Origin of the sequence: Roseinatronobacter sp. (assembly GCF_051859525.1) — a bacterium.
Taxonomy (GTDB): Bacteria; Pseudomonadota; Alphaproteobacteria; order Rhodobacterales; family Rhodobacteraceae; genus Roseinatronobacter.
Genome location: NZ_JBHYFM010000001.1, coordinates 87,129 through 106,770 on the forward strand (window position 1 = coordinate 87,129; position 19,642 = coordinate 106,770).

A 19,642-nucleotide genomic window follows, 5' to 3' on the forward strand; every position below is an offset into this window, starting at 1 on the left:
CTATGACCCCTGATCTGCTGCTTGGCCTTATTGGTGACAATATTGCTGCATCGCGTTCACCGTTCCTGCATGTTCTGGCGGGCCGGCAGAACGGGTTGCGCGTGCAATATGACCGGCTGGTTCCGCCCGTTCTGGGCAAGGAATTTACCGATGTGTTCGCGGATGCGGCAGCGGGGGGGTATCATGGTGTCAATGTCACCTACCCCTATAAGGAACAGGTTGTCGCGCATGTTTCGGTGCCGGACCCGCTGGTGCGTGCCGTGGGGGCGGTCAATACCGTGATTTTCGGTGCAGACGGGCCAACGGGGCATAATACGGATTATTCCGGTTTCATCGCGGCCTATCGCGGGCTGCGCGGGGATGCACCCGTCGGCGCGGTGCTGATGCTCGGCGCGGGCGGGGTAGGGCGTGCGGTGGCCTTCGGGCTGGTTGCGTTGGGGGTGCGGGACTTGCGCCTTGTGGACCGCGACCACACCAAGGCCAGCGCACTGGCCGCTGATTTGCAACGCGCTGCGCCAGCACTGGCGGTGCAGGTCGCGCAATGTGCCGAAACAGCGGCAGCGGGTGCGCAGGGTGTGGTCAACTGCACGCCTGTGGGTATGGTCGGCTATGAGGGCACGCCGCTTGCGCGCGATGCGCTGGCAGGCGCGGCTTGGGTCTTTGACGCCGTCTACACCCCTGTTGAGACGCAGTTCCTGCGTGATGCCCGCGCGCAGGGGGCGCAAGTGGTGTCGGGGTGGGAACTGTTTTTCTGGCAGGGCGTGCATGCATGGGCGCTGTTCTCGAACGGGTTGGGGCTGGATCTGGCGCGGCTGCGCGCGGACCTGCTTGCCCCTGCGGAGGGTGTTGTATGAAACTGTCGCTTGCCACTGTGTCCATTGCGGGTGATCTGCGCCAGAAGCTGGCGGCCATTGCCGCAGCCGGTTTCGACGGGGTCGAGATATTCGAACAGGACCTGATCGCATCAGACGCCAGCCCCCGCGAAATCGGGCAGATGGTGCGCGACCATGGGCTGGAGATCACGCTGTTCCAGCCCTTCCGCGATTTTGAAGGGTTGCCCGAACCGCTGCGCAGTCGCGCATTCGCACGGGCCGAGCACAAGTTCGACCTGATGGAGGAGTTGGGCTGCGAGCTGATGCTGGTGTGTTCCAACCTGCATCCGGCGGCGCGCGGGGGGGTGGACCGCTGCGCCGCTGATCTGCGCGCGTTGGGCGAACGCGCCGCCCGCCGTGGTTTGCGTGTGGGCTATGAAGCGCTTGCGTGGGGCCGTCATGTGAATGACCACCGCGATGCATGGGAAATTGTGCGCCGTGCCGATCATCCGGCGCTGGGGCTGGTGCTGGACAGTTTTCATACGCTGGCGCGCGGCATTGATGTGGACACCATCCGCCAGATACCGGGGGACCGCATTTTCTATGTCCATCTGGCCGATGCGCCGCGCATCGATATGGACCTGCTGTATCTTTCGCGCCATTTCCGCTGCATGCCGCTGGAAGGGGAAATGGATGTCACGGGCTTTGCGCGGGCGGTTTTGGCCACCGGCTATGACCATGTGTTCAGCCCCGAAATCTTCAATGACCAGTTTCGCGGGGGCGTTGCTGGCGTGATCGCGCGTGATGGCCTGCGGTCGTTAAAAGCCCTGCTGGACGCGGCGCGCCGCGCAGAGCCGGATTTGCCCGCCCACCTGCCAGTCATGCCCGCGCCCCAACAGGTTCACGACGTGGCCTTTCTGGAATTCGCCACCTCTGTTGAGGAGGAGCAGGATCTGGCCGCGTTCCTGTCACGGGCGGGGTTCGAACATGCGGGCGATCATGTGTCCAAGGCTGTGACCCTGTGGCGGCAGGGCAATATCAACATTCTGATCAACACTGAAACCCGCGGTCATGCCCATATGACATGGGTCAATCATGGCACCAGCATCAGTGAAATTGCCCTTCATGTTCCCGACGCTGCCGCCGCGCAGGCGCGCGCGCGCGCGTTGGGGGCGCTGGCCGATGACGCGACCGAACACGGGCCTGGGGAATTGTCTATTCCGGCGCTGCAATCTTTGGGCGGCGGGTTGCTGCGCTTGCTGGATGACGGGCCGGAACTGGGGCGGATCTGGGTGCGTGATTTCAATGTGCGTTCGGCCGCAGAAGGCGCAGGGCTGACGCGTATCGACCATGTGGGCCAGACCATGGCCTATGATGAAATGCTGAGTTGGTCACTGTATTACACCACTTTGTTCGACGCGCAGAAATCCCCGATTGTCGATGTCATTGACCCCGGCGGCGTGGTGCGGTCACAGGCCATCAAAAGCGGCGGGCTGCGCCTGACATTGAACGGCGCGGACACACACCGCACTTTCGCGGGGCGGTTCATTCAGGACAGTCTGGGTGCATCTGTGCAGCATGTGGCCTTCGCCACGGATGATATATTTGCCAGCTCTGCCAGGCTGGCGACATGCGGGTTTGAACGGCTGCGGCTGGGCGAAAACTACTATGCGGACCTGAAGGCGCGTTTCGGACTGCCACAGGACCTTGTGGACCGGCTGGAACACGAAAGCATCCTGTATGACGAGGATGAGGGTGGCAGTTTCTTCCAGTTGTTCAGCATGCCGCGCGCGGACGGGTTGTTTTTCGAGATTGTCCAGCGTGATGGCCGCCATGACGGTTATGGCGCGGCAAACGCCCCCTACCGCATTGCCGCACAGCGCCGCGTGACGCGGGGGCAGGGGATGCCGATGCGCTGAACGCTGGTTATGGGGTTTGCGTCGGGTCGTGCTGGTCGCGTTGCAGCGCGGTTTCCAGAACAAACACCCTGATCGCGGATGCCAGCCCGATATCGCCGCGGGTGGCGTCGATTTGGGCGGCCAGCAGGTTCAGTGCCAGCCCGCGTTCGCGCGCGATGCGGCGGAATTCCTGCCAGAAGATATGTTCCAGCGACACGGAAGTACGATGTCCGCGCAATGTCAGCGAATGTTTGACGGGCCGCCCGCTCATGCTTGGGGCTCGCGTTTATGGGCGTCAAGTTCTGCGCGTGCCTTGGCGGTGCGGGCGTCTTGCAGGCTGCGTTCGGCCTTGCTGCGGCCATGTTTGGCGGCATTGGCATCGGCCAGCGTCCGCCCCTTGGCGCGGGCGGTCTGTTTGCGGGCGGTGCGAAGGTTGATGATCTGGGTCATGCACTCAGTCTAGCCAAGACGCCGGTTCAGGGCAATCCGGACATTGGTGGCAATTATTGACTTGCGCACAGACGATCGGTTAACGTGTTCAGTGTGCAGGACGACCTGCGCTGTGTATCCGTTTCCGGGACGACCCGACCTTGAAAGCATAGGGGCTGAAATATGGCTTGGGTCTATCTTGTGATTGCCGGATTTCTGGAAATCGTCTGGGCGTTTTTCATGAAGAAATCTGTGGGCTTCACGTTGTTGGTGCCGACAGTCATTACAATTTTTACAATGGTGCTCAGCTTTGGCCTTCTGGCCACGGCAATGCGGTCGCTGCCACTTGGCACCGCTTATGCCGTTTGGACAGGCATAGGCGCTGTGGGGGCGTTCAGTGTGGGGATCATTGCCATGGGCGAAGCTGCATCGCCCATGCGGATTGTTGCGGCGTTGCTGATTGTTGCGGGCATTGCGTTGATGAAACTGTCCAGTCTGGACACCTGAGCGTGTCGCAGGCTGGCGCGCGTTGCGGAACGCGCGCCAGCTTGAATGGATGCCGTCAGTCCTTCGGCCCGATCATGTCTTCGGGCCGCACCACGCGGTCAAATGTTTCTGCGTCCACAAATCCCAGCGCAATGGCTTCTTCCTTCAATGTGGTGCCGTTTTTATGCGCGGTCTTGGCCACTTTGGTCGCGTTGTCATAGCCGATTGTGGGGGCCAGTGCCGTGACCAGCATCAGCGATTCCTTCATCAGGCGGTCGATACGTTCCACATTGGCGCGGGTGCCCACGACCATGTTGTCGGTGAAGCTGGACGCCGCGTCGCCCAGAAGCTGCATGGATTGCAGGACATTATAGCTCATCATCGGGTTATAGACATTCAACTCGAAATGCCCCTGTGACCCTGCAAAGCCCACGGCCGCGTCATTGCCCATGACATGGGCGCAGACCATGGTCAGCGCTTCGGCCTGAGTGGGGTTGACCTTGCCGGGCATGATGGAGCTGCCCGGCTCGTTCTCGGGCAGGATCAACTCGCCCAGCCCCGAACGCGGGCCGGACCCCAGAAGCCGCATGTCATTGGCAATCTTGAACAGCGACCCCGCCACGGTTTTCAGCGCTCCTGAAAACATGACCATGGCATCATGCGCGGCCAGTGCCTCGAATTTATTGGGGGCGGTGACAAAAGGCAGGCCGGTGATTTTGGCAATATGGGTTGCAACATTCACATCCCAGCCCTTGCGTGTGTTCAGTCCGGTGCCCACAGCCGTGCCACCCTGCGCCAGTTCATAGATATGGGGCAGGCACATTTCCACGCGCGCGATGCCCATCTTCACCTGATGCGCATAGCCGCCAAATTCCTGCCCCAGTGTCAGGGGGGTGGCGTCCTGTGTATGGGTGCGCCCGATTTTGATGATGTCCTTGAACTCTTCCGACTTTGCCGCCAGCGCTGCATGCAGTTTATGCAACCCCGGCAACAGAACATCACGCGCCAGCATGCCGATGGCCACATGCATGGCAGTGGGGAATGTGTCGTTGCTGGACTGGCCCATATTGCAATGATCATTGGGGTGAACAGGCTTTTTCGATCCCATTTCGCCGCCCAGAATTTCAATCGCGCGGTTCGAGATCACCTCATTCGCGTTCATGTTGGACTGGGTGCCTGACCCTGTTTGCCACACGACCAGCGGGAAATTGTCGTCAAACTTGCCTTCAAACACTTCCTGCGCGGCGGTTGTAATGGCATCCGCCAGATCCGCGTCCAGCGTGCCCTGTTCGCGGTTGACCAATGCGCAGGCCCATTTGACAGCGCCAAGCGCGCGGATGATGGGCACGGGCTGGCGTTCCCAGCCGATGGGGAAATTGATGATGGAACGCTGCGTCTGCGCGCCCCAATACTTGTCTGCGGGAACGTCCAGCGGGCCGAAGCTGTCGGTTTCAGTGCGGGTGGTGGTCATGGCAGGCTCCATTGTCTTGGACAGGATTTGCCCAGTGCTTAGCGGCTTGGCGGGGGGAAATCAATCAGTATGCGATGGCATACTAAGTGTGCCGCATGTCCTGCGAGGGGAAGATTGGGGGACGAGGCGCGGTTTTGGCTTGTTGCGGCCCTTCGCACTTGGATAAAGCCCGCGCCATCGGTGGGCCGGGGTCTGCCGATCCGACGCTCAAGGAACGCAGTTTATGCCGGCTGCATACTCCTGACTTCAAAGGCTTGAATTGCCATCAGCCAAATCGGCAGGCCGCGGGACGGCCCGCCGATGGCGCGGCGGCCTGCGGCCTTGATTCCGCACCTTGGGGCAATACCCAATGACCGCAACAGGCCAGTTTCCGCCAAATTTGTCGATTTCACCTGCCGAAATCCCGCCCATAGATTGGCGCGCCGCAGACCCGTTTCGCGCGGTCCCGCGACATTGCGGGGGACTTCCCGCAGCCGTTATTTCCGGAATTTGTCCAGACTGACGACTTCGCCACTTTTCTCCTCGGACGGGGCGTCTTCCATCATCGGGGCCTCGTCGAAGCTGTCGTCGTCCTCATCCTCATCCTCGTCGCCCTGCAACTCGAATCGCAGGCCGAATTCCACGGAAGGGTCCACAAATGTCGAAATTGCATCGAAGGGAATATACAGTGGTTCCGGCGAGTTGCCGAAATTCAGCGTGATCGCGAAGCCGTCAGGATCAACAGCAAGATTGTCGAACCAGTTCTGCACCACAAGCGTGATTTCTTCCGGATAGCGATCGCGCAGCCAGTCGGCCATCTGCATGTCAGGATGGCCGGTATCGACCGTGATGAAGAAGTGATGCGCGCCGGGCAGGCCGTTTTGCGCAACATCTTCCATAACGCTGCGGATCAGGCCGCGCATGGCGTCATGCATCAAATTGCCGTAATCTATGCCGCGTGTCATGTCAGCTACAACCTTCGCCTTGTTCTTTGCCATGCAACGCGCCTGTCGGCCGCGCCCATGCGCCTTGCCTGTGCAGCATAAGCAAATCATCCCCGATTGAAAGAGGGGGCGCGCGCTTTTTGCTACTTTTTCCGTGACAATGCGGTCCTGCACAAAGCTGCGCCAACCACCGTCTATGTGCATGAAAATGCAGGCTTCTGTTGCCAGGTGCCTGCGAACCCCGCCTTACGCGGCTAAGCGCAAGGACTTAAGTTTCGGTTTCGTTACTGCTTACGCAGCAACAGCTACCGGAGCACGGTTGTCATTTGCAACTGTACGATTTGCACCGATAACGGTGGTGGCTCACCGGGACAAAGCTAACCCCTTTAGACGTTCGTCGATCCTGTTTCGGCCCCATGATCCCCAAATGAAGGATATATGGTGGAGCCGCCGGGTACCGCCCCCGGGTCCGATCCGCTTATTACGAGCGCGTTTATGTCCATAGTCCCTTGCGGAACATCCCTAATGTAGTGGGCGACCGAACGGGATGCAAGGGGCCGCGCGTCTGTATCTGTACGTATAGAACGGTCCGGTGGGGGGCATGCGCCTTATGCACCGGCTACATTGCCGCTGCCGCGCGCGCGGCCTGATCATAGGCGCCCGACAATGTGCGCAGCATGGCCGCCATGCGACTGATATCGGCGGGGTCATGGCCCATCTGGCGTGCGGCGCGCACGACCAGCGCTTCGCGGATCTCGGCATAGCGTGTGCACAGCGACTGGCCTTCCTCGGTGATGGCCACGGTCTTTTCCTTGCCCGCGCGCCCTGTCGCGACCAGCCCGTGTTGCACCAGTTTGCGGATCGCGTAATTGGCCAGATGCGTGTCCTCGATATTCAGCACAAGGCAGATATCGGCCAGTGTCTTGGTGCGGTCGCGGTGGTTGACCAGATGCACGATCAGCACCTCCAGCGGTGAGAGGCCCGGCATTCCGGCAGCGGTCATGCAGCGCACCATCCAGCGATGGAAGGCATTGTTGGCCATGGTCAGGGCAAATTCCAGTTCGGACAATGCCGGCAGCGAGGAATTGGCCAGATGCGCCGAACTGACGACCGGCCCGATATCTGCGGGCAGGCTGTCATTCAGGGGCGGGCTGTCGGACGGGCGTGTCATGGGGTGGTATCCTGTCAGGGCGATGGTTGAAACAGACATTGACAATTTGATGATAAATTGTCAATGTAAATGCTGGCGATACAGGGAAGGGGTTTGCGTGGCCGATACGATGGAGATTACGGACACTGGCGATGCCGCCGCGGACCTGCCATCGATCAGGGCGATTGGCGTGGACGGGCTGTTGGTCAGTTTTGGCACGCAGCTTAGCGAGGCCGCAAACCGTGCAGCGCTGGCCTTTCGCGCTGCAATCGAGGCAGAAAACCTGACAGCGGTTGTGGAAACGGCAACTTCGCTGACGTCAACTTACTTGCGCTTCGATCTGGATGGCGCGGATCATGCGCAACTGCGTGACAAACTTGCCGCCATGCTGGCCCGCCGCGACTGGTATCAGGCCCCGCTGCCGCAAGGGCGCAGGTTATGGCATGTGCCCGCGGTGTTCGGCACCGATCTTGCGCCGCAGCTTGATGATGCTGCCGAACTGGCGGGCCTGTCGGCCAGTGATGCAATAGCGTCTATCTGCGCGGCCCCCTTGCGGGTGCAGACCATCGGTTTCGCGCCGGGCCAGCCTTACTTGGGGGAATTGCCGCCCGAATGGGACATTCCGCGCCAGACAAATCTGACCCCGCGCGTGCCGGAAGGGGCGCTGGCGGTTGCCATTCGCCAGATGGTGCTGTTTTCGGTCAGCACGCCCACAGGCTGGCGTCATGTCGGCCAGACGGCGCTGCGTCTGTTCCGGCCTGACCAGCCCGACCCCTTTTTGCTGCGCCCCGGTGACGAGGTGGTGTTCAAGCCCGTCACCCGCGAAGAATATGAAAACATCTGCCGGTTAGATGACGTTGGCGGGGCCGTTTCAGAGGCGTTGGGCTAATGGAGCGGATCACCTTGCAACGTGCGGGGCCGGGGGTCACGCTTCAGGATCGCGGTCGTGCGGGCTATCTGGCGCAGGGGCTGTCACGCGGCGGTGCTGCTGATCTGCTGGCGCTTGCCGAAGGGGCGGCCTTGCTGGCGCAGGACGATTCATGCGCAGCGATAGAGGTGGCGGGAAGTTTCATAACGCTTCTGGTGTCCGAACCGGTGCGTATTGCGCTGACAGGGGCGCCCATGCGCGCGCAATGCGACGGGGCAGCGCTGGCATGGAATGCCAGCCATATGCTGCCGGCTGGGGCCACGCTGGATGTGGCCGGCAGTGCGGGCGGCTACAGCTATGTGCATTTCGGCGGCGGGATTGACGCGGATGTGACACTTGGCGCGCGCTCGGCCCATCTTGCGGCGGGGGTGGGGCGCATGCTGGCGCAAGGTGATCGCCTGACGACCGGTGCCGATACAGGCACGCGCACGGGCCAGACATTCACGCCCTTGCCCCGTCTGGACGGGGGCACCCTGCGTCTGGTGGAAACCCCGCAAACGCGGCTTTTCCCGCAGGCGGAACTGACGCGATTTCAGAACACCGCCTTTTGCAAGGATGCACGCGGAAACCGCATGGGCCAGCGCTTGGTGTCGGACAGTGCAGGCTTCGGGCTGGATTCGGGGTTGAATATCCTGTCGGAAACCATTGTGCCGGGGGATGTGCAGATCACGGGTGACGGTGCGCCGTTTGTCTTATTGGCCGAATGCCAGACTACGGGGGGCTATCCGCGCATCGGGACCGTGTTGCCCTGTGATCTGCCGCGACTGGTGCAGGCCCCGCAGGGCGCTGTGCTGAAATTCACCTTTGTCAGTCTGGAACAGGCGGTGGCGCTGGAACGCGCAGAGGGGGCGCGCCTTGCCGGATTGCGCGGCGGGTTGCGCCCGTTGATCCGCGACCCACATGACATTGCCGACCTTTTGGCCTATCAATTGATCAGCGGCGTCACGCGCGGCGACGATCTGGAAAGGGGCACCTGATGATCACACGCATAGACCTGAATGCCGATATGGGCGAAAGTTTCGGGCCCTGGCCAATGGGCGCGGATGCGGACCTGCTGAAAATCATCACATCGGCGAATATCGCATGCGGGTTTCATGCAGGCGATCCTGATGTGATGGCGCAGGCGATGGGGCTGGCGGTGGAAAACGGTGTGGGGATCGGCGCGCATCCCGGTCTGCCGGACCTGCAAGGTTTCGGGCGGCGGCGCATGCAGATCGCCCCTGTCGAGGCGCGCAATCTGGTGGCCTATCAGCTGGGCGCGGCGCAGGCGATGGCGCGTCAGGCAGGCGGGCAGGTGCGTCATCTGAAACTGCATGGCGCGCTGGCCAATATGGCCGCCGAGGATGAGGCCCTTGCGCGCGCCTGCTATGAAGGGGCGCTGGCGGTTGATCCGCAGATTATCCTGATGGTCATTTCCGGCACCGCGCAGGCGGTTGCGGCCCGTGCCCTTGGCGCGCGCATGGCGTGCGAGATTTTTGCCGACCGCGCCTATACCGAAGACGGGTTGTTGATGGACCGCCGGTTGTCGGGCGCTGTGATCCACGATGCCGATCAGGTCTGCGCGCGTATTCTGGCCATGTTGCAGGCCGGTGCGATCATCACCGCGCAGGGCACGCATTTGCCCGCACAAATTGACACGATCTGCCTGCATGGGGACACGCAGGGGGCTGTCGCGCTGGCCAATGCCCTGCATGCGGGGTTAAGGGCGGCGGGCATCAATGTGCAACAATTCGACGGTTCGCGCGCGCCGTGACGCTGGATCAGTTACAGACCTTTCTTTGGGTTGCGCGGTTGCAGGGCGTGCGCCGTGCCGCCGAACAGATGAACATTTCGCAGCCCGCTGTGACCGCACGCTTGCAAGCCCTTGAGGATACGCTTCAGGTCAAGCTGTTTGAACGCACAACCCGCGGGGTGGTGTTGACACGCGAAGGCGAGTTGCTGCGCGGCTATGCCGAACAGATCGGGTTTGTTCAGGAAGAAATCCGCCAGCGCGTCAGTGACCCCACCGGACTGGAGGGGTTGTTTCGCGTCGGTGCCTCGGAGACGATAGCCGAGACATGGCTGCCGCGTTTTCTGGAAGGGCTTAGCCAGCAATACCCGCGCCTGAATCTGGAACTGACCGTTGATATATCCTACAACCTGCGAGAGGCGCTGCTGGCACGCCAGCTGGATCTTGCCCTTCTTATGGGGCCGGTATCCGCCTATTCGGTCAATAATGTCGCACTGCCCAGTTTCGAGCTTGGCTGGTATCGGGCGACTGGTGCCGCGCTGCCGGATTTTCTGAAAACCCCTGTCATCAGCTATGCGCGCAACACACGCCCCTATCGCGAACTGGTCGAGGAGTTGGGCAAACGCCACGGGCCGGGCGTTCGGGTGTTCAGCTGTGCGTCGCTGTCGGCCAGTATCCAGATGATCGCGTCGGGTATCGGGATCGGCCCGATTCCGAATGCTTTGGCAAAGGATCGCGTTGCGGCTGGCCAGCTGTGCCGGTTCGACCCCGGCTGGACCCCGTCATCGCTGGATTTCACCGCATCCTGGATGGCAGAGCCGCGGAATTCGCTTGCAGAACGCTGCGCCCGTTTCGCGGCCGAGGTGGCGCAGGCTTGGTGATAACAAATTTCGATCAATTCCTATCATAAATTACGATTTGATTTGATAGGCAGCTTCCGCAACCATCCCTGACAGAAAGACATGGACGGCGCACAGGGGGCGGATGTGACAGATCAGGATATGGGCAGTTGGTCAACGCTTGCCGGTTTGCGTGCTGCAATCCGTTCGGGTGCGTTCTCCGGCCATACTGCCGGGCTTGCACCAGGCAAGCTGCAATGCAATATCGCCATTCTGCCAGAAGCCTATGCGCTGGATTTTCTGCGCTTTTGTCTGCGCAACCCCAAACCCTGCCCGATTGTGGGGATTGGTGAAACGGGCGATCCCGCCTTGCCGACATTGGGGCCGGATATCGACATTTGCAATGATCTGCCGCGCTACCGGCTGTATCAGGACGGGCAGTTCGCGGGCGAAGTGACAGACATTTCAGCGCATTGGCGCAAGGATATGGTGACTGTCGCGCTTGGCTGTTCGTTTACGTTCGAGCGCGCGCTGATGGCGGCGGGCATTCCCATGCGCCATGTCGAGCAGAACCTGACCGTGCCCATGTATCGCACATCGCTGCCGCTGGTGCGGGGCAATATGTTCGGCGGCACCATGGTGGTGTCGATGCGTCCGCTGCGCGGTGGCGATGTGCCCCGCGCCGTCGAAATCTGCGCGAAATATCCGCATGCGCATGGCGCGCCTGTGCATGTCGGCGACCCCGCAGCGATTGGTGTCACCGATCTGGATATGCCGGATTGGGGGCAGGCCGTTCACATGCGCCCCGACGAGGTGCCGGTTTTCTGGGCCTGTGGCGTGACATCGCAAAACGCGCTGTTGTCGGCAGGTATTCCCTTGGTCATCACCCACGCGCCCGGACATATGCTGATCAGCGATATTGATGAGGACGCGGCGCAACCTGTCCCGAAGCCATAACAAATAATAATAACCCCAACCCACAGTGGAGAGAGCTATGAAACTGAAACTTGCATCAACGCTTATGTTGTCCACCGCGCTGGCCATTCCGGCCAGTGCCGAGATGTTGTCTGTGGTCGGCAGTTGGTCGAACCTGCCCCTGCACCAGCAGTTTGAAGCGCCGTTCTGGAATGAAACACTGCCCGCCGCATCAGATGGCGCGCTGGAGGTCGCCTTGACCACGCATAATGAAATGGGCCTTGGCGTGGGCGATGTGTTCAATCTGTTGGGGGATGGCGTCTATGATGTCGCCATGACTGTCGGTGATTACGCTGTGGCTGACGCGCCAGAGCTGGAAGGGCTGGACGTGCCGCTGGTGGCACTGGATGCCGACACGGCGCTGGCGATGGTAAACGCCGCGCGCCCGATGGTGGATGACATTTTCCGTGACCGGTTCAACAGCCATGTTCTGGCCATTGCGCCCTATCCGCCGCAGATCGTGTTCTGCAACGCCGAAGTGTCGGGGCTGGATGACATGCGCGGGCTGAAGGTGCGCGGGTCTGGCCGGATGACAGCGAAACTGCTGGAAGCGCTGGGGTCTGAGGGCGTGAATGTCGATTTCGGCGAGGTGCCGGGCGCGCTTCAGCGCGGCGCGATTGACTGCGCGGTGACGGGGGCGGGGTCGGGCTATAATGCGGGCTGGTGGGAAGTATCCACCCATCTGGTCACGCTGCCGCTGGGCGGCTGGGATCCGGTTGTCACGGCCATCAATCTGGACCGCTGGAACAGCCTTGATGCAGAAATGCAGTCGTTGATTGAATCCACCATCGCCACTGAATTTGAAGCCCCCGCATGGGCTACAGCGCAGGATGCGCTGGTTAATGATGTGGCCTGCCTGACCGGCAATGGCGACTGCCCTTACGGCGATGCGCGTGATATGGTGCTGGTCGAGGCGTCAGACGCCGATTTTGATGCCGCGCGGGCTATTCTGATCGGGGAAGTCCTGCCGGATTGGGCGGCGCGCGCGGGCAATGACTGGGCGCAGCGCTGGAATGACAGCGTGGGCGCGGTTGTCGGCGTGACAGTTCCGCTGGACTGAACCTGAACAGGAAAGGGCAGCACATGGTCTTGCGGATTTTCGATCTTCTGCGCCAGATTAACCGCGTGATCGCGCTGGTGGCGGGCTTGGGTCTGCTGGTCTGCGTGGGCTATGTGCTGCTTGAAATCACCCTGCGCCGCTTTGGGACATCGCTTGGCGGGACAACGGAAATCACCGGCTATGTGATGGCAGTCACAACCGCATGGGGCATGGGATTTGCGCTTCTTGAACTGTCGCATATCCGCATCGAGGTGTTGCGCACGCGACTGGCAAGCTGGGGCCGCGTGTTTCTGGACCTTTTGGCGATGCTGGCCATGTCGGCCACTGTGGTCATCATCGCCGTTCGGGCATGGCCGGTTCTTGCGCGGTCCATCAACAACAATTCGCGGGCGAATACAGTGCTGGAAACGCCGCTGTGGATTCCGCAAAGCCTGTGGTTCGCGGGCTGGGTGTGGTTCGCGCTTATGTGCAGCGCGGTCACGCTGCTGTGCATCATTCTGGTCTTGCAGGGCAGGCTGGGGGTCGTGGAACGCCGCATAGGCATCCGCAACGAGATCGAGGATGAACTGGAGCAAGCAAGATGATCCTGTATATCTTCAGCGGGCTTCTGGGGTTGATGGCGCTGACCATTCCCGTGGGCATTGTTCTGTTTCTGCTGGGCTTCGGCATCGACCAGTTCTTTACACCCTTCCCGCTGATCCGCGGGCTTGGGCAGTTTGTGTGGTCGTCCTCCAATTCCTCGACCCTGATCGCCATTCCGTTTTTCGTGCTGTTGGGCGAAGTGCTGGTGCGCGGCGGGGTCGCGGCGAAAACCTATGCGGCGCTGGACCGCTGGTTAAGCTGGCTGCCCGGTGGGCTGATCCATGCCAATATCGGCACGGCCACGCTGTTTTCGGCCACATCGGGGTCATCGGTCGCCACAGCCGCGACCGTGGCCACAGTGGCCATGCCGCAGGCCGAACGCCTTGGCTATGACCCGCGCCTGTTTTCCGGCGCAATCGCGGCGGGGGGGACACTGGGCATCATGATCCCGCCCTCGATCAACCTGATCGTCTATGGTTTTCTGACCGAAACCTCTATCCCGCAACTGTTTGTGGCGGGCCTTGTTCCGGGGCTGATGCTGGCAGTGGGCTTCAGTGTCATGACCGCCATCATCTGCCTGATCCGTCCGGAACTTGGCGGCGAATCCCGCCGCTACCCCTTCGCCGAAATGCTGTCCGTGCTGGTGCATCTGATCCCGATTTTCCTGCTGTTCGCGGCCATTGTCGGGTCCATCTATCGCGGCTGGGCCACCCCGACCGAGGCGGCGGCGGTGGGTGTTGGCATGGCCTTCGTGATCGCGGGGTTCTCGGGCGGACTTAACTGGTCAATGCTGAAGGAGTCCCTTTATGGCACAATGCGCATCACGGCGATGATCATGCTGGTGGTGCTGGGCGCGGCCTTCCTGAACTTCACCTTGTCCAGCGCTGGACTTGGCCGCGAATTGCGCGCCTTCATGGAAGGGCTGGGATTTACCCCCTTCATGACGCTGATGGTGATTGTTGCCATCTACATCGTGCTGGGCTTTTTCATTGAAACGCTGTCGCTGATGGTCATCACCATTCCGATCATGGTGCCGATTGTTGTGGGGTTGGGCTATGATCCGATCTGGTTCGGGATATTGATGATCGTGCTGGTGGAAATGGCGCTGATCACGCCGCCAGTGGGGTTGAACCTGTATGTGGTGCAAGGGGCACGGCGGGGCGGCACCCTGTCTGAAGTCATGGTCGGCGCGATTCCCTACGCGGTGCTTATGCTGCTGATGGCCTTTTTGCTGATCGCAGTGCCGGGGCTGGCGCTGTGGCTGCCTGCGAACCTGTAGGGGGCGTGTGCCATGCCTGAACTTCGCTTTCAGACCGATCAGGGGGCGCTTGACATAGTGATAACCAAGCTGGTGGTGGCGGGCTGGACAGGGCGCGATGCGCTGGCCGTTCAACACCATATCGACGAACTGGCCGCACTGGGCGTTCCTGCCCCCTCGGCGGTGCCGCTGTATTATCAGGTCGGGCCGGAACTGCTGACGCAGGCTGCGACCATCACGGCACTTGGCCCCGACACATCGGGCGAGGTGGAGCCGTTTGTGGTGGCCGACGCCGACGGGACGCTGTGGTTGGGGCTGGCGTCCGATCATACGGACCGCGCGCTGGAAGCCCTGTCTGTCGCGAAGTCGAAACAGATGTGTATGAAACCCGTTGCGCCGCAATTATGGCGGCTGGACAGTGTCACACCCTATCTGGATGATCTGGTGCTGCACTCCGATATTCGCGAAACCGGTGCATCCGACTGGGTGTCGTATCAACGCGGGCCGTTGGCGGCAATCCGGCCGTTGCCAGCGCTTATAGCCGCGCTGCCGGATGGCAGGCTTGCGCCCGGTGCCGCGCTTTTGTGCGGGACCTTGCCCGCGCTGGGGGGCATCCGTCCGGCGGCGGGTTTTCGTATGTCGCTGCATGATCCGGTGACAGGCCGGCGCATTGTGCATCGCTATGGCGTCACGGAATTGCCCGTCGTGGCGTGACTGACGGGCGCGTGTGACACGCATGGTATTTGATGGGAATTACGTTCCTGTCGGGTCGGAAATGTCACCGCAAGGGACTGGGTGCAGGTTTCAAACGAATCAACGTGCCGTGATTCGGTGTGATTTTTGGTGATTCCCGCAAGAATCCGGAAAATTCAGACGTTGATCAGGCATTTCACTGTTGCGAATGCGCAACGCTGGGGCATTTGTATAAAAATGTTCTGAACTTTCTTCATGCCGGTGAAACGCTGAATGGGATCGCGTGGGCGCGCGGCATTTGGGGCGGTTCTTGGAATGTTCACACCACATATAGTAATTTATTGGGGGTATCTCACTGAATACAGTATGGCTGCTGTGGCGTCCAGTCATGCGCTGACCGTATTTTCCAGTTGATTACCATGCATTCCCATGTCATCCCTTTTAGCAAGATAGACGGGCAGTAAAGGGGCAACAAAGACCCCGACAGAGGCAGACAGTTTCATACAGGCACCCGCTTATCTTGAAACAAAACAGATCCGGCGCGCTTGCAGGCAGCATCCCCTCCCCCAAGGACGCAGGCGCAAACCGGGCACCCAGCGATGGGACAGTCGGCGGATCGGGCAGTGGCAGCAGCTCGATCCGCCGTTTCCGTTTTCAGACCCTGTTTTGCAGGGTCACTGGCAAAAAGGGACCGCCGCGCAGTGGCACGCAGGTTCAGAGGCTCCTTCCACCAGAAGGTGGACAGCAAGGGAAGGGTATCAATCCCGGCCTCATTCCGGCGTGTTGTCGAAACGGGTGATCCCGACTGGACAGACGGCCTGCGCCCCAATCTTGTTATTGTTTACGGACTCGACGACCAGAACTGGCTGGACTGCTACACTGTCAATGCGATCGAGGATATTGAAGAACGCATTGACCAGATGCAGCCCGGCAGTGATGATCGCGAAGCGCTGGAACTGCTGTTCCATGGCCTGGCGCAGGACATCCAGATTGATGAGGATGGCCGCATTGTCCTGCCGCAAAAGCTGCGCGACAAAATCGGGCTGGATGGCGATGAAAAGGCGCTGTTTATCGCATTGGGGGACCGTTTCCAGATCTGGCGCGAGGATACGTTTGAAGCGACCAAAACTGCGGCGACCCGCGCCTACATGGCCGATCAGGGACCGCGCTTCAACCCGCTGACAAAATTGCCCCCACGCCCCAGTTCGACATGATGCCGCAGGACAAAGCCCCCCATATTCCGGTTCTGATACGTCCCATTCTGGCCCATCTGGCCCCTGTTTCAGGGGTCTGGCTGGACGGGACATTCGGCGCGGGCGGGTATGCGCGTGCGCTTCTGGATGCGGGCGCGGATCAGGTGATCGGTGTGGACCGTGACCCGACCGCACTGGACATGGCGCGCGAATGGTCGGCAGGTTATGGCGACAGGCTGCGGCTGGTTCAGGGGAATTTCGCGCAACTTGACCAGCATGCAGGCGGGCCTGTGGATGGGATCGTTCTGGATCTGGGCGTGTCGTCCATGCAGCTTGATCAGGCAGAACGCGGGTTTTCCTTTGGCAAGGACGGGCCATTGGACATGCGCATGTCACAATCGGGGCCAAGTGCGGCCGATCTGGTGAATTCGGCCCCCGAAGAGGTTCTGGCAGATATCCTGTATCATTATGGCGAAGAACGCGCGTCGCGCCGGATTGCACGCGCCATCGGTCGTGCGCGTGCCGAGGGGGCGATCACCACAACCCTGCATCTGTCCGAGATTGTGGCAAGTTGCCTGCCGCGCCCGAAACCCGGCCAAAGCCATCCTGCCACACGCAGTTTCCAAGCGCTTCGTATTGCCGTGAATACCGAATTTGAATCGCTTGTTCAGGGGCTTGAGGCCGCTGAACGTGCGCTGCGTCCGGGGGGCAAGCTGGCGGTGGTCAGCTTTCATTCGCTGGAAGACCGCATCGTCAAGCGCTTCTTGCAGTTGCGTGCGGGGCAGGGCGGACGGGCCAACCGGTATGCCCCCGAAGCCCCCGCTGATGCGCCGCGCTTCACCCTGATCGAGAAACGCGGCGTCAGTGCCGATGCCGAGGAACTTGCGCAAAACCCGCGCGCGCGCTCTGCGCGGTTGCGGATGGCCTTGCGCACCAACGCCCCCGCCGCAAAAGCCGACCGCGCGGCCCTCGGGTTGCCCGGTCTTGCCCTTGATAATCTGGAATAGGACGCCATGCGTAGTTTTCTGTATTTCCTGACCGCTTTGGCTGTGATTGGCCTTGCCGCCTGGGCCTACCGCGAAAACCACCTGACCCAGCAGGCCATGAATGAACGGCGCGCGCTGGAACGCGAAGTCGCAAGCCTTGGCAATGCAATCACCATCCAGCGCACGGAATGGGCCTATTTGAACCGGCCCGACCGTCTGCGCGACTTGGTGGATGTGAATTTTGGACGCTTGCGGCTGGTGCCCATGACAGCCGATCATTTCGGTGAAATCGGGCAGGTTGCCTATCCGCTACCGGTTCTGCGCGGTGATTATTCCAGCGTGGTTGAAGTGTCCGGCGAGTTTCAGAACCTCTCTGATCAAGAGGAGGACGCCCCATGATCCGAACGCCCCTGCGCCCGCTTGCACGCGTCCTGAAGGCGCGCGAAACCGGCGAGAATCCCGATCATATCGAGCATGAGAACCGCCGCCTGCGTCTGGAAAACATGCGCGATGCCGCGCGCAATCAGGCGGAAGGGCGTTTGCTGACGCTGGCCCTGCTGTTCTTGTGCGGGTTTGTGCTGCTGGGGGCCAGAATGGGCCTGCTGGCCGCGACGGCCCCGCTTGAACTAAGCGTCGGCATGGTCGAGGAGATTTCCAGCGCGCGTGCCGACATTCTTGACCGCGAGGGGCGCGTTCTGGCGACCAACCTGCCCACCCATGCCCTTTATGCAGAAACCCGCCGCATGGTGGACCCGCTGCGCGCGGCCCGCGAATTGGCGCGCATTTTCCCCGATATCGACGCCGACCGCATGGCTGCGCGCTTCACCGACCCGCAACGCCGTTTTATCTGGATTCGCACCCAGCTTTCGCCAGAACAACAGCAGGCGGTGCATGATATCGGCGAACCGGGCCTGCTGTTTGGACCGCGGGACATGCGCGTCTATCCCAACGGGCGCATGGCCGCGCATGTTCTGGGCGGGGCGCGCTATGGGCAGCAAGGGGTTCGCGCAGCCGAATTGCTGGGCGTTGCAGGAACCGAGCTGTTTTTTGACAATCGCCTGCGTGACCCTGAACAGGTGAACATGCCCCTGCACCTGTCGCTTGACCTGACTGTTCAGGCCACAGTGACGGAAGTGCTGGAAGGGGGCATGCGCATGCTGAATGCCAAGGGCGCATCCGCCGTGTTGATGGATGTCTACACCGGCGAGGTTATCAGCCTTGTGTCCCTGCCGGATTTTGACCCGAACCTGCGTCCGGCCCCGCCGACAGAAGGCGAACCCGCCGACAGCCCGTTGTTCAACCGCGCTGTGCAGGGCTATTATGAACTTGGTTCCGTTATGAAAAGCTTCGCGGTGGCACAAGGGCTGGAGTCCGGTTCCGTGACCCCGCAAACCATGATCGACACGCGCGGCCCGCTGACATGGGGGCGGTTCCGCATCAACGACTTCCGCAATTACGGCCCGCAATTGTCGGTCAAGGATGTGATGGTCAAATCCTCGAATATCGGGACAGCGCGCATCATGCAGGACCTGGGTGCCGAGGCCCAGCAGGAGTTCTTGCGCAAGTTCGGATTTCTGGACCCTGCGCAGATCGAACTTGCCGAAGCCGCGCGTTCCCGCCCGCTTTTGCCTGAGCGCTGGTCGGATTTGTCGGTGATGACCATTTCTTACGGGCATGGCATGTCCACAAGCCCGCTGGCACTTGCCGCAGGCTATGCAAGTCTGGTCAATGGCGGGCGCAAGATCACGCCCACTTTGCTGCGCCGCGACACTGTTCAGGCCGGAGAGCAGATTATTTCGGCACGGACATCGCAGCAGATGCGCCTGATGTTGCATCAGGTCGTGCAGGAAGGCACGGCATCATTCGCGCGTATCGCGGGTTACCCTGTGGGGGGCAAGACCGGATCGGCGGACAAGCCGGGACCGCGCGGCGGATATATGAAGGACGCGGTACTTGCCACATTTGCCAGTGTCTTCCCGTCGCATGACCCGCGCTATGTGCTGATCGTCACGCTGGACGAAGGGGCAGACACCACCGGACCGGAACCGCGCCGCACCGCCGGTTGGACCGCGGTTCCCGTGTCGGCCGAAATTACGCGCCGCATTGCGCCATTGCTGGATATCCGGCCCATTCGGCTGGAAGCCGCCAACGCGTCATTCGATGCGGCACATCAATCACCCGTCGGCCATTGAACAGCGGTTCCGTTTCGGGCTAACAGGCAGCACACCCA

21 protein-coding genes and 1 other RNA gene are annotated in these 19,642 nt (G+C 61.2%); 16 read left to right on the forward strand and 6 right to left on the reverse strand.

The features are described 5' to 3' along the window. The first annotated feature begins 2 nt into the window (after nucleotides 1-2). The gene (locus ACTIE1_RS00425; RefSeq protein WP_439560347.1) at nucleotides 3-854 is read left to right on the forward strand and encodes a shikimate dehydrogenase family protein; all 852 of its coding nucleotides are present in this window, start codon (nucleotides 3-5) and stop codon (nucleotides 852-854) included. Next, nucleotides 851-2,731, forward strand: a complete 1,881-nt coding sequence (locus tag ACTIE1_RS00430) for a bifunctional sugar phosphate isomerase/epimerase/4-hydroxyphenylpyruvate dioxygenase family protein (RefSeq protein WP_439560346.1) — start codon at nucleotides 851-853, stop codon at nucleotides 2,729-2,731. The genes ACTIE1_RS00425 and ACTIE1_RS00430 overlap by 4 nt, the downstream gene beginning before the upstream one ends. Before the next feature lie 7 nt (nucleotides 2,732-2,738). Here ACTIE1_RS00430 and ACTIE1_RS00435 read toward each other — a convergent pair whose 3' ends face one another. After that, nucleotides 2,739-2,981, reverse strand: coding sequence for a ribbon-helix-helix domain-containing protein (locus ACTIE1_RS00435; protein ID WP_439560345.1), 243 nt, complete (start codon nucleotides 2,979-2,981; stop codon nucleotides 2,739-2,741). Beyond that, nucleotides 2,978-3,160: a DUF4169 family protein gene (locus ACTIE1_RS00440; RefSeq protein WP_439560344.1), complete on the reverse strand. Its 183-nt coding sequence runs from the start codon at nucleotides 3,158-3,160 to the stop codon at nucleotides 2,978-2,980. Before ACTIE1_RS00440 ends, ACTIE1_RS00435 begins: the two co-directional genes overlap by 4 nt. A gap of 162 nt (nucleotides 3,161-3,322) precedes the next feature. Here ACTIE1_RS00440 and ACTIE1_RS00445 point away from each other — a divergent pair, with 162 nt between their 5' ends. Next, entirely contained in the window at nucleotides 3,323-3,646 is a 324-nt protein-coding gene (locus ACTIE1_RS00445; RefSeq protein WP_439560343.1) for a DMT family transporter, read from the forward strand. Nucleotides 3,647-3,701: 55 nt separating this feature from the next. On the opposite strand, the gene fumC is transcribed toward ACTIE1_RS00445, so the two are convergent. The 4 genes from fumC to ACTIE1_RS00465 all read right to left on the reverse strand — a co-directional run bounded on the left by fumC (nucleotide 3,702) and on the right by ACTIE1_RS00465 (nucleotide 7,190). Continuing rightward, nucleotides 3,702-5,096: a class II fumarate hydratase gene (fumC, locus tag ACTIE1_RS00450; protein ID WP_439560342.1), complete on the reverse strand. Its 1,395-nt coding sequence runs from the start codon at nucleotides 5,094-5,096 to the stop codon at nucleotides 3,702-3,704. Nucleotides 5,097-5,572: 476 nt separating this feature from the next. Further along, nucleotides 5,573-6,040, reverse strand: coding sequence for an SspB family protein (locus tag ACTIE1_RS00455; RefSeq protein WP_439560564.1), 468 nt, complete (start codon nucleotides 6,038-6,040; stop codon nucleotides 5,573-5,575). Between the two features lie 186 nt (nucleotides 6,041-6,226). Then, nucleotides 6,227-6,576: a transfer-messenger RNA gene (gene ssrA, locus ACTIE1_RS00460) on the reverse strand. A gap of 62 nt (nucleotides 6,577-6,638) precedes the next feature. After that, nucleotides 6,639-7,190, reverse strand: coding sequence for a winged helix DNA-binding protein (locus tag ACTIE1_RS00465; protein WP_439560341.1), 552 nt, complete (start codon nucleotides 7,188-7,190; stop codon nucleotides 6,639-6,641). Between the two features lie 109 nt (nucleotides 7,191-7,299). Here ACTIE1_RS00465 and ACTIE1_RS00470 point away from each other — a divergent pair, with 109 nt between their 5' ends. The 13 genes from ACTIE1_RS00470 (at nucleotide 7,300) to ACTIE1_RS00530 (ending at nucleotide 19,604) form a co-directional block, all read left to right on the forward strand. After that, complete coding sequence (locus ACTIE1_RS00470) at nucleotides 7,300-8,058, forward strand: 5-oxoprolinase subunit B family protein (RefSeq protein WP_439560563.1); 759 nt, start codon at nucleotides 7,300-7,302, stop codon at nucleotides 8,056-8,058. Next, nucleotides 8,058-9,074, forward strand: coding sequence for a biotin-dependent carboxyltransferase family protein (locus ACTIE1_RS00475; RefSeq protein ID WP_439560340.1), 1,017 nt, complete (start codon nucleotides 8,058-8,060; stop codon nucleotides 9,072-9,074). The genes ACTIE1_RS00470 and ACTIE1_RS00475 overlap by 1 nt, the downstream gene beginning before the upstream one ends. Continuing rightward, complete coding sequence (locus ACTIE1_RS00480; RefSeq protein WP_439560339.1) at nucleotides 9,074-9,850, forward strand: LamB/YcsF family protein; 777 nt, start codon at nucleotides 9,074-9,076, stop codon at nucleotides 9,848-9,850. Before ACTIE1_RS00475 ends, ACTIE1_RS00480 begins: the two co-directional genes overlap by 1 nt. Beyond that, a complete protein-coding gene (locus tag ACTIE1_RS00485; RefSeq protein ID WP_439560338.1) occupies nucleotides 9,847-10,707 on the forward strand; it encodes a LysR family transcriptional regulator in 861 nt (286 codons plus the stop codon). Before ACTIE1_RS00480 ends, ACTIE1_RS00485 begins: the two co-directional genes overlap by 4 nt. Before the next feature lie 81 nt (nucleotides 10,708-10,788). Continuing rightward, nucleotides 10,789-11,622 (forward strand): putative hydro-lyase, encoded by an 834-nt coding sequence (locus ACTIE1_RS00490; protein ID WP_439560337.1) that lies wholly within the window; start codon nucleotides 10,789-10,791, stop codon nucleotides 11,620-11,622. Between the two features lie 37 nt (nucleotides 11,623-11,659). Continuing rightward, nucleotides 11,660-12,700, forward strand: a complete 1,041-nt coding sequence (locus ACTIE1_RS00495; protein WP_439560336.1) for a TRAP transporter substrate-binding protein — start codon at nucleotides 11,660-11,662, stop codon at nucleotides 12,698-12,700. Between the two features lie 23 nt (nucleotides 12,701-12,723). Further along, nucleotides 12,724-13,284: a TRAP transporter small permease subunit gene (locus ACTIE1_RS00500; protein WP_439560335.1), complete on the forward strand. Its 561-nt coding sequence runs from the start codon at nucleotides 12,724-12,726 to the stop codon at nucleotides 13,282-13,284. Continuing rightward, complete coding sequence (locus ACTIE1_RS00505) at nucleotides 13,281-14,561, forward strand: TRAP transporter large permease (protein WP_439560334.1); 1,281 nt, start codon at nucleotides 13,281-13,283, stop codon at nucleotides 14,559-14,561. Before ACTIE1_RS00500 ends, ACTIE1_RS00505 begins: the two co-directional genes overlap by 4 nt. A 12-nt stretch (nucleotides 14,562-14,573) precedes the next feature. Beyond that, the gene (locus ACTIE1_RS00510; RefSeq protein WP_439560333.1) at nucleotides 14,574-15,254 is read left to right on the forward strand and encodes a DUF2848 domain-containing protein; all 681 of its coding nucleotides are present in this window, start codon (nucleotides 14,574-14,576) and stop codon (nucleotides 15,252-15,254) included. Nucleotides 15,255-15,934: 680 nt separating this feature from the next. Then, the gene (gene mraZ, locus ACTIE1_RS00515; protein ID WP_439560332.1) at nucleotides 15,935-16,447 is read left to right on the forward strand and encodes a division/cell wall cluster transcriptional repressor MraZ; all 513 of its coding nucleotides are present in this window, start codon (nucleotides 15,935-15,937) and stop codon (nucleotides 16,445-16,447) included. Then, the gene (gene rsmH, locus ACTIE1_RS00520; protein WP_439560331.1) at nucleotides 16,444-17,433 is read left to right on the forward strand and encodes a 16S rRNA (cytosine(1402)-N(4))-methyltransferase RsmH; all 990 of its coding nucleotides are present in this window, start codon (nucleotides 16,444-16,446) and stop codon (nucleotides 17,431-17,433) included. Before mraZ ends, rsmH begins: the two co-directional genes overlap by 4 nt. Before the next feature lie 6 nt (nucleotides 17,434-17,439). After that, nucleotides 17,440-17,811 (forward strand): cell division protein FtsL, encoded by a 372-nt coding sequence (ftsL, locus tag ACTIE1_RS00525; RefSeq protein WP_439560330.1) that lies wholly within the window; start codon nucleotides 17,440-17,442, stop codon nucleotides 17,809-17,811. Further along, nucleotides 17,808-19,604, forward strand: a complete 1,797-nt coding sequence (locus ACTIE1_RS00530) for a peptidoglycan D,D-transpeptidase FtsI family protein (RefSeq protein ID WP_439560329.1) — start codon at nucleotides 17,808-17,810, stop codon at nucleotides 19,602-19,604. The genes ftsL and ACTIE1_RS00530 overlap by 4 nt, the downstream gene beginning before the upstream one ends. Nucleotides 19,605-19,642: the final 38 nt, after the last annotated feature.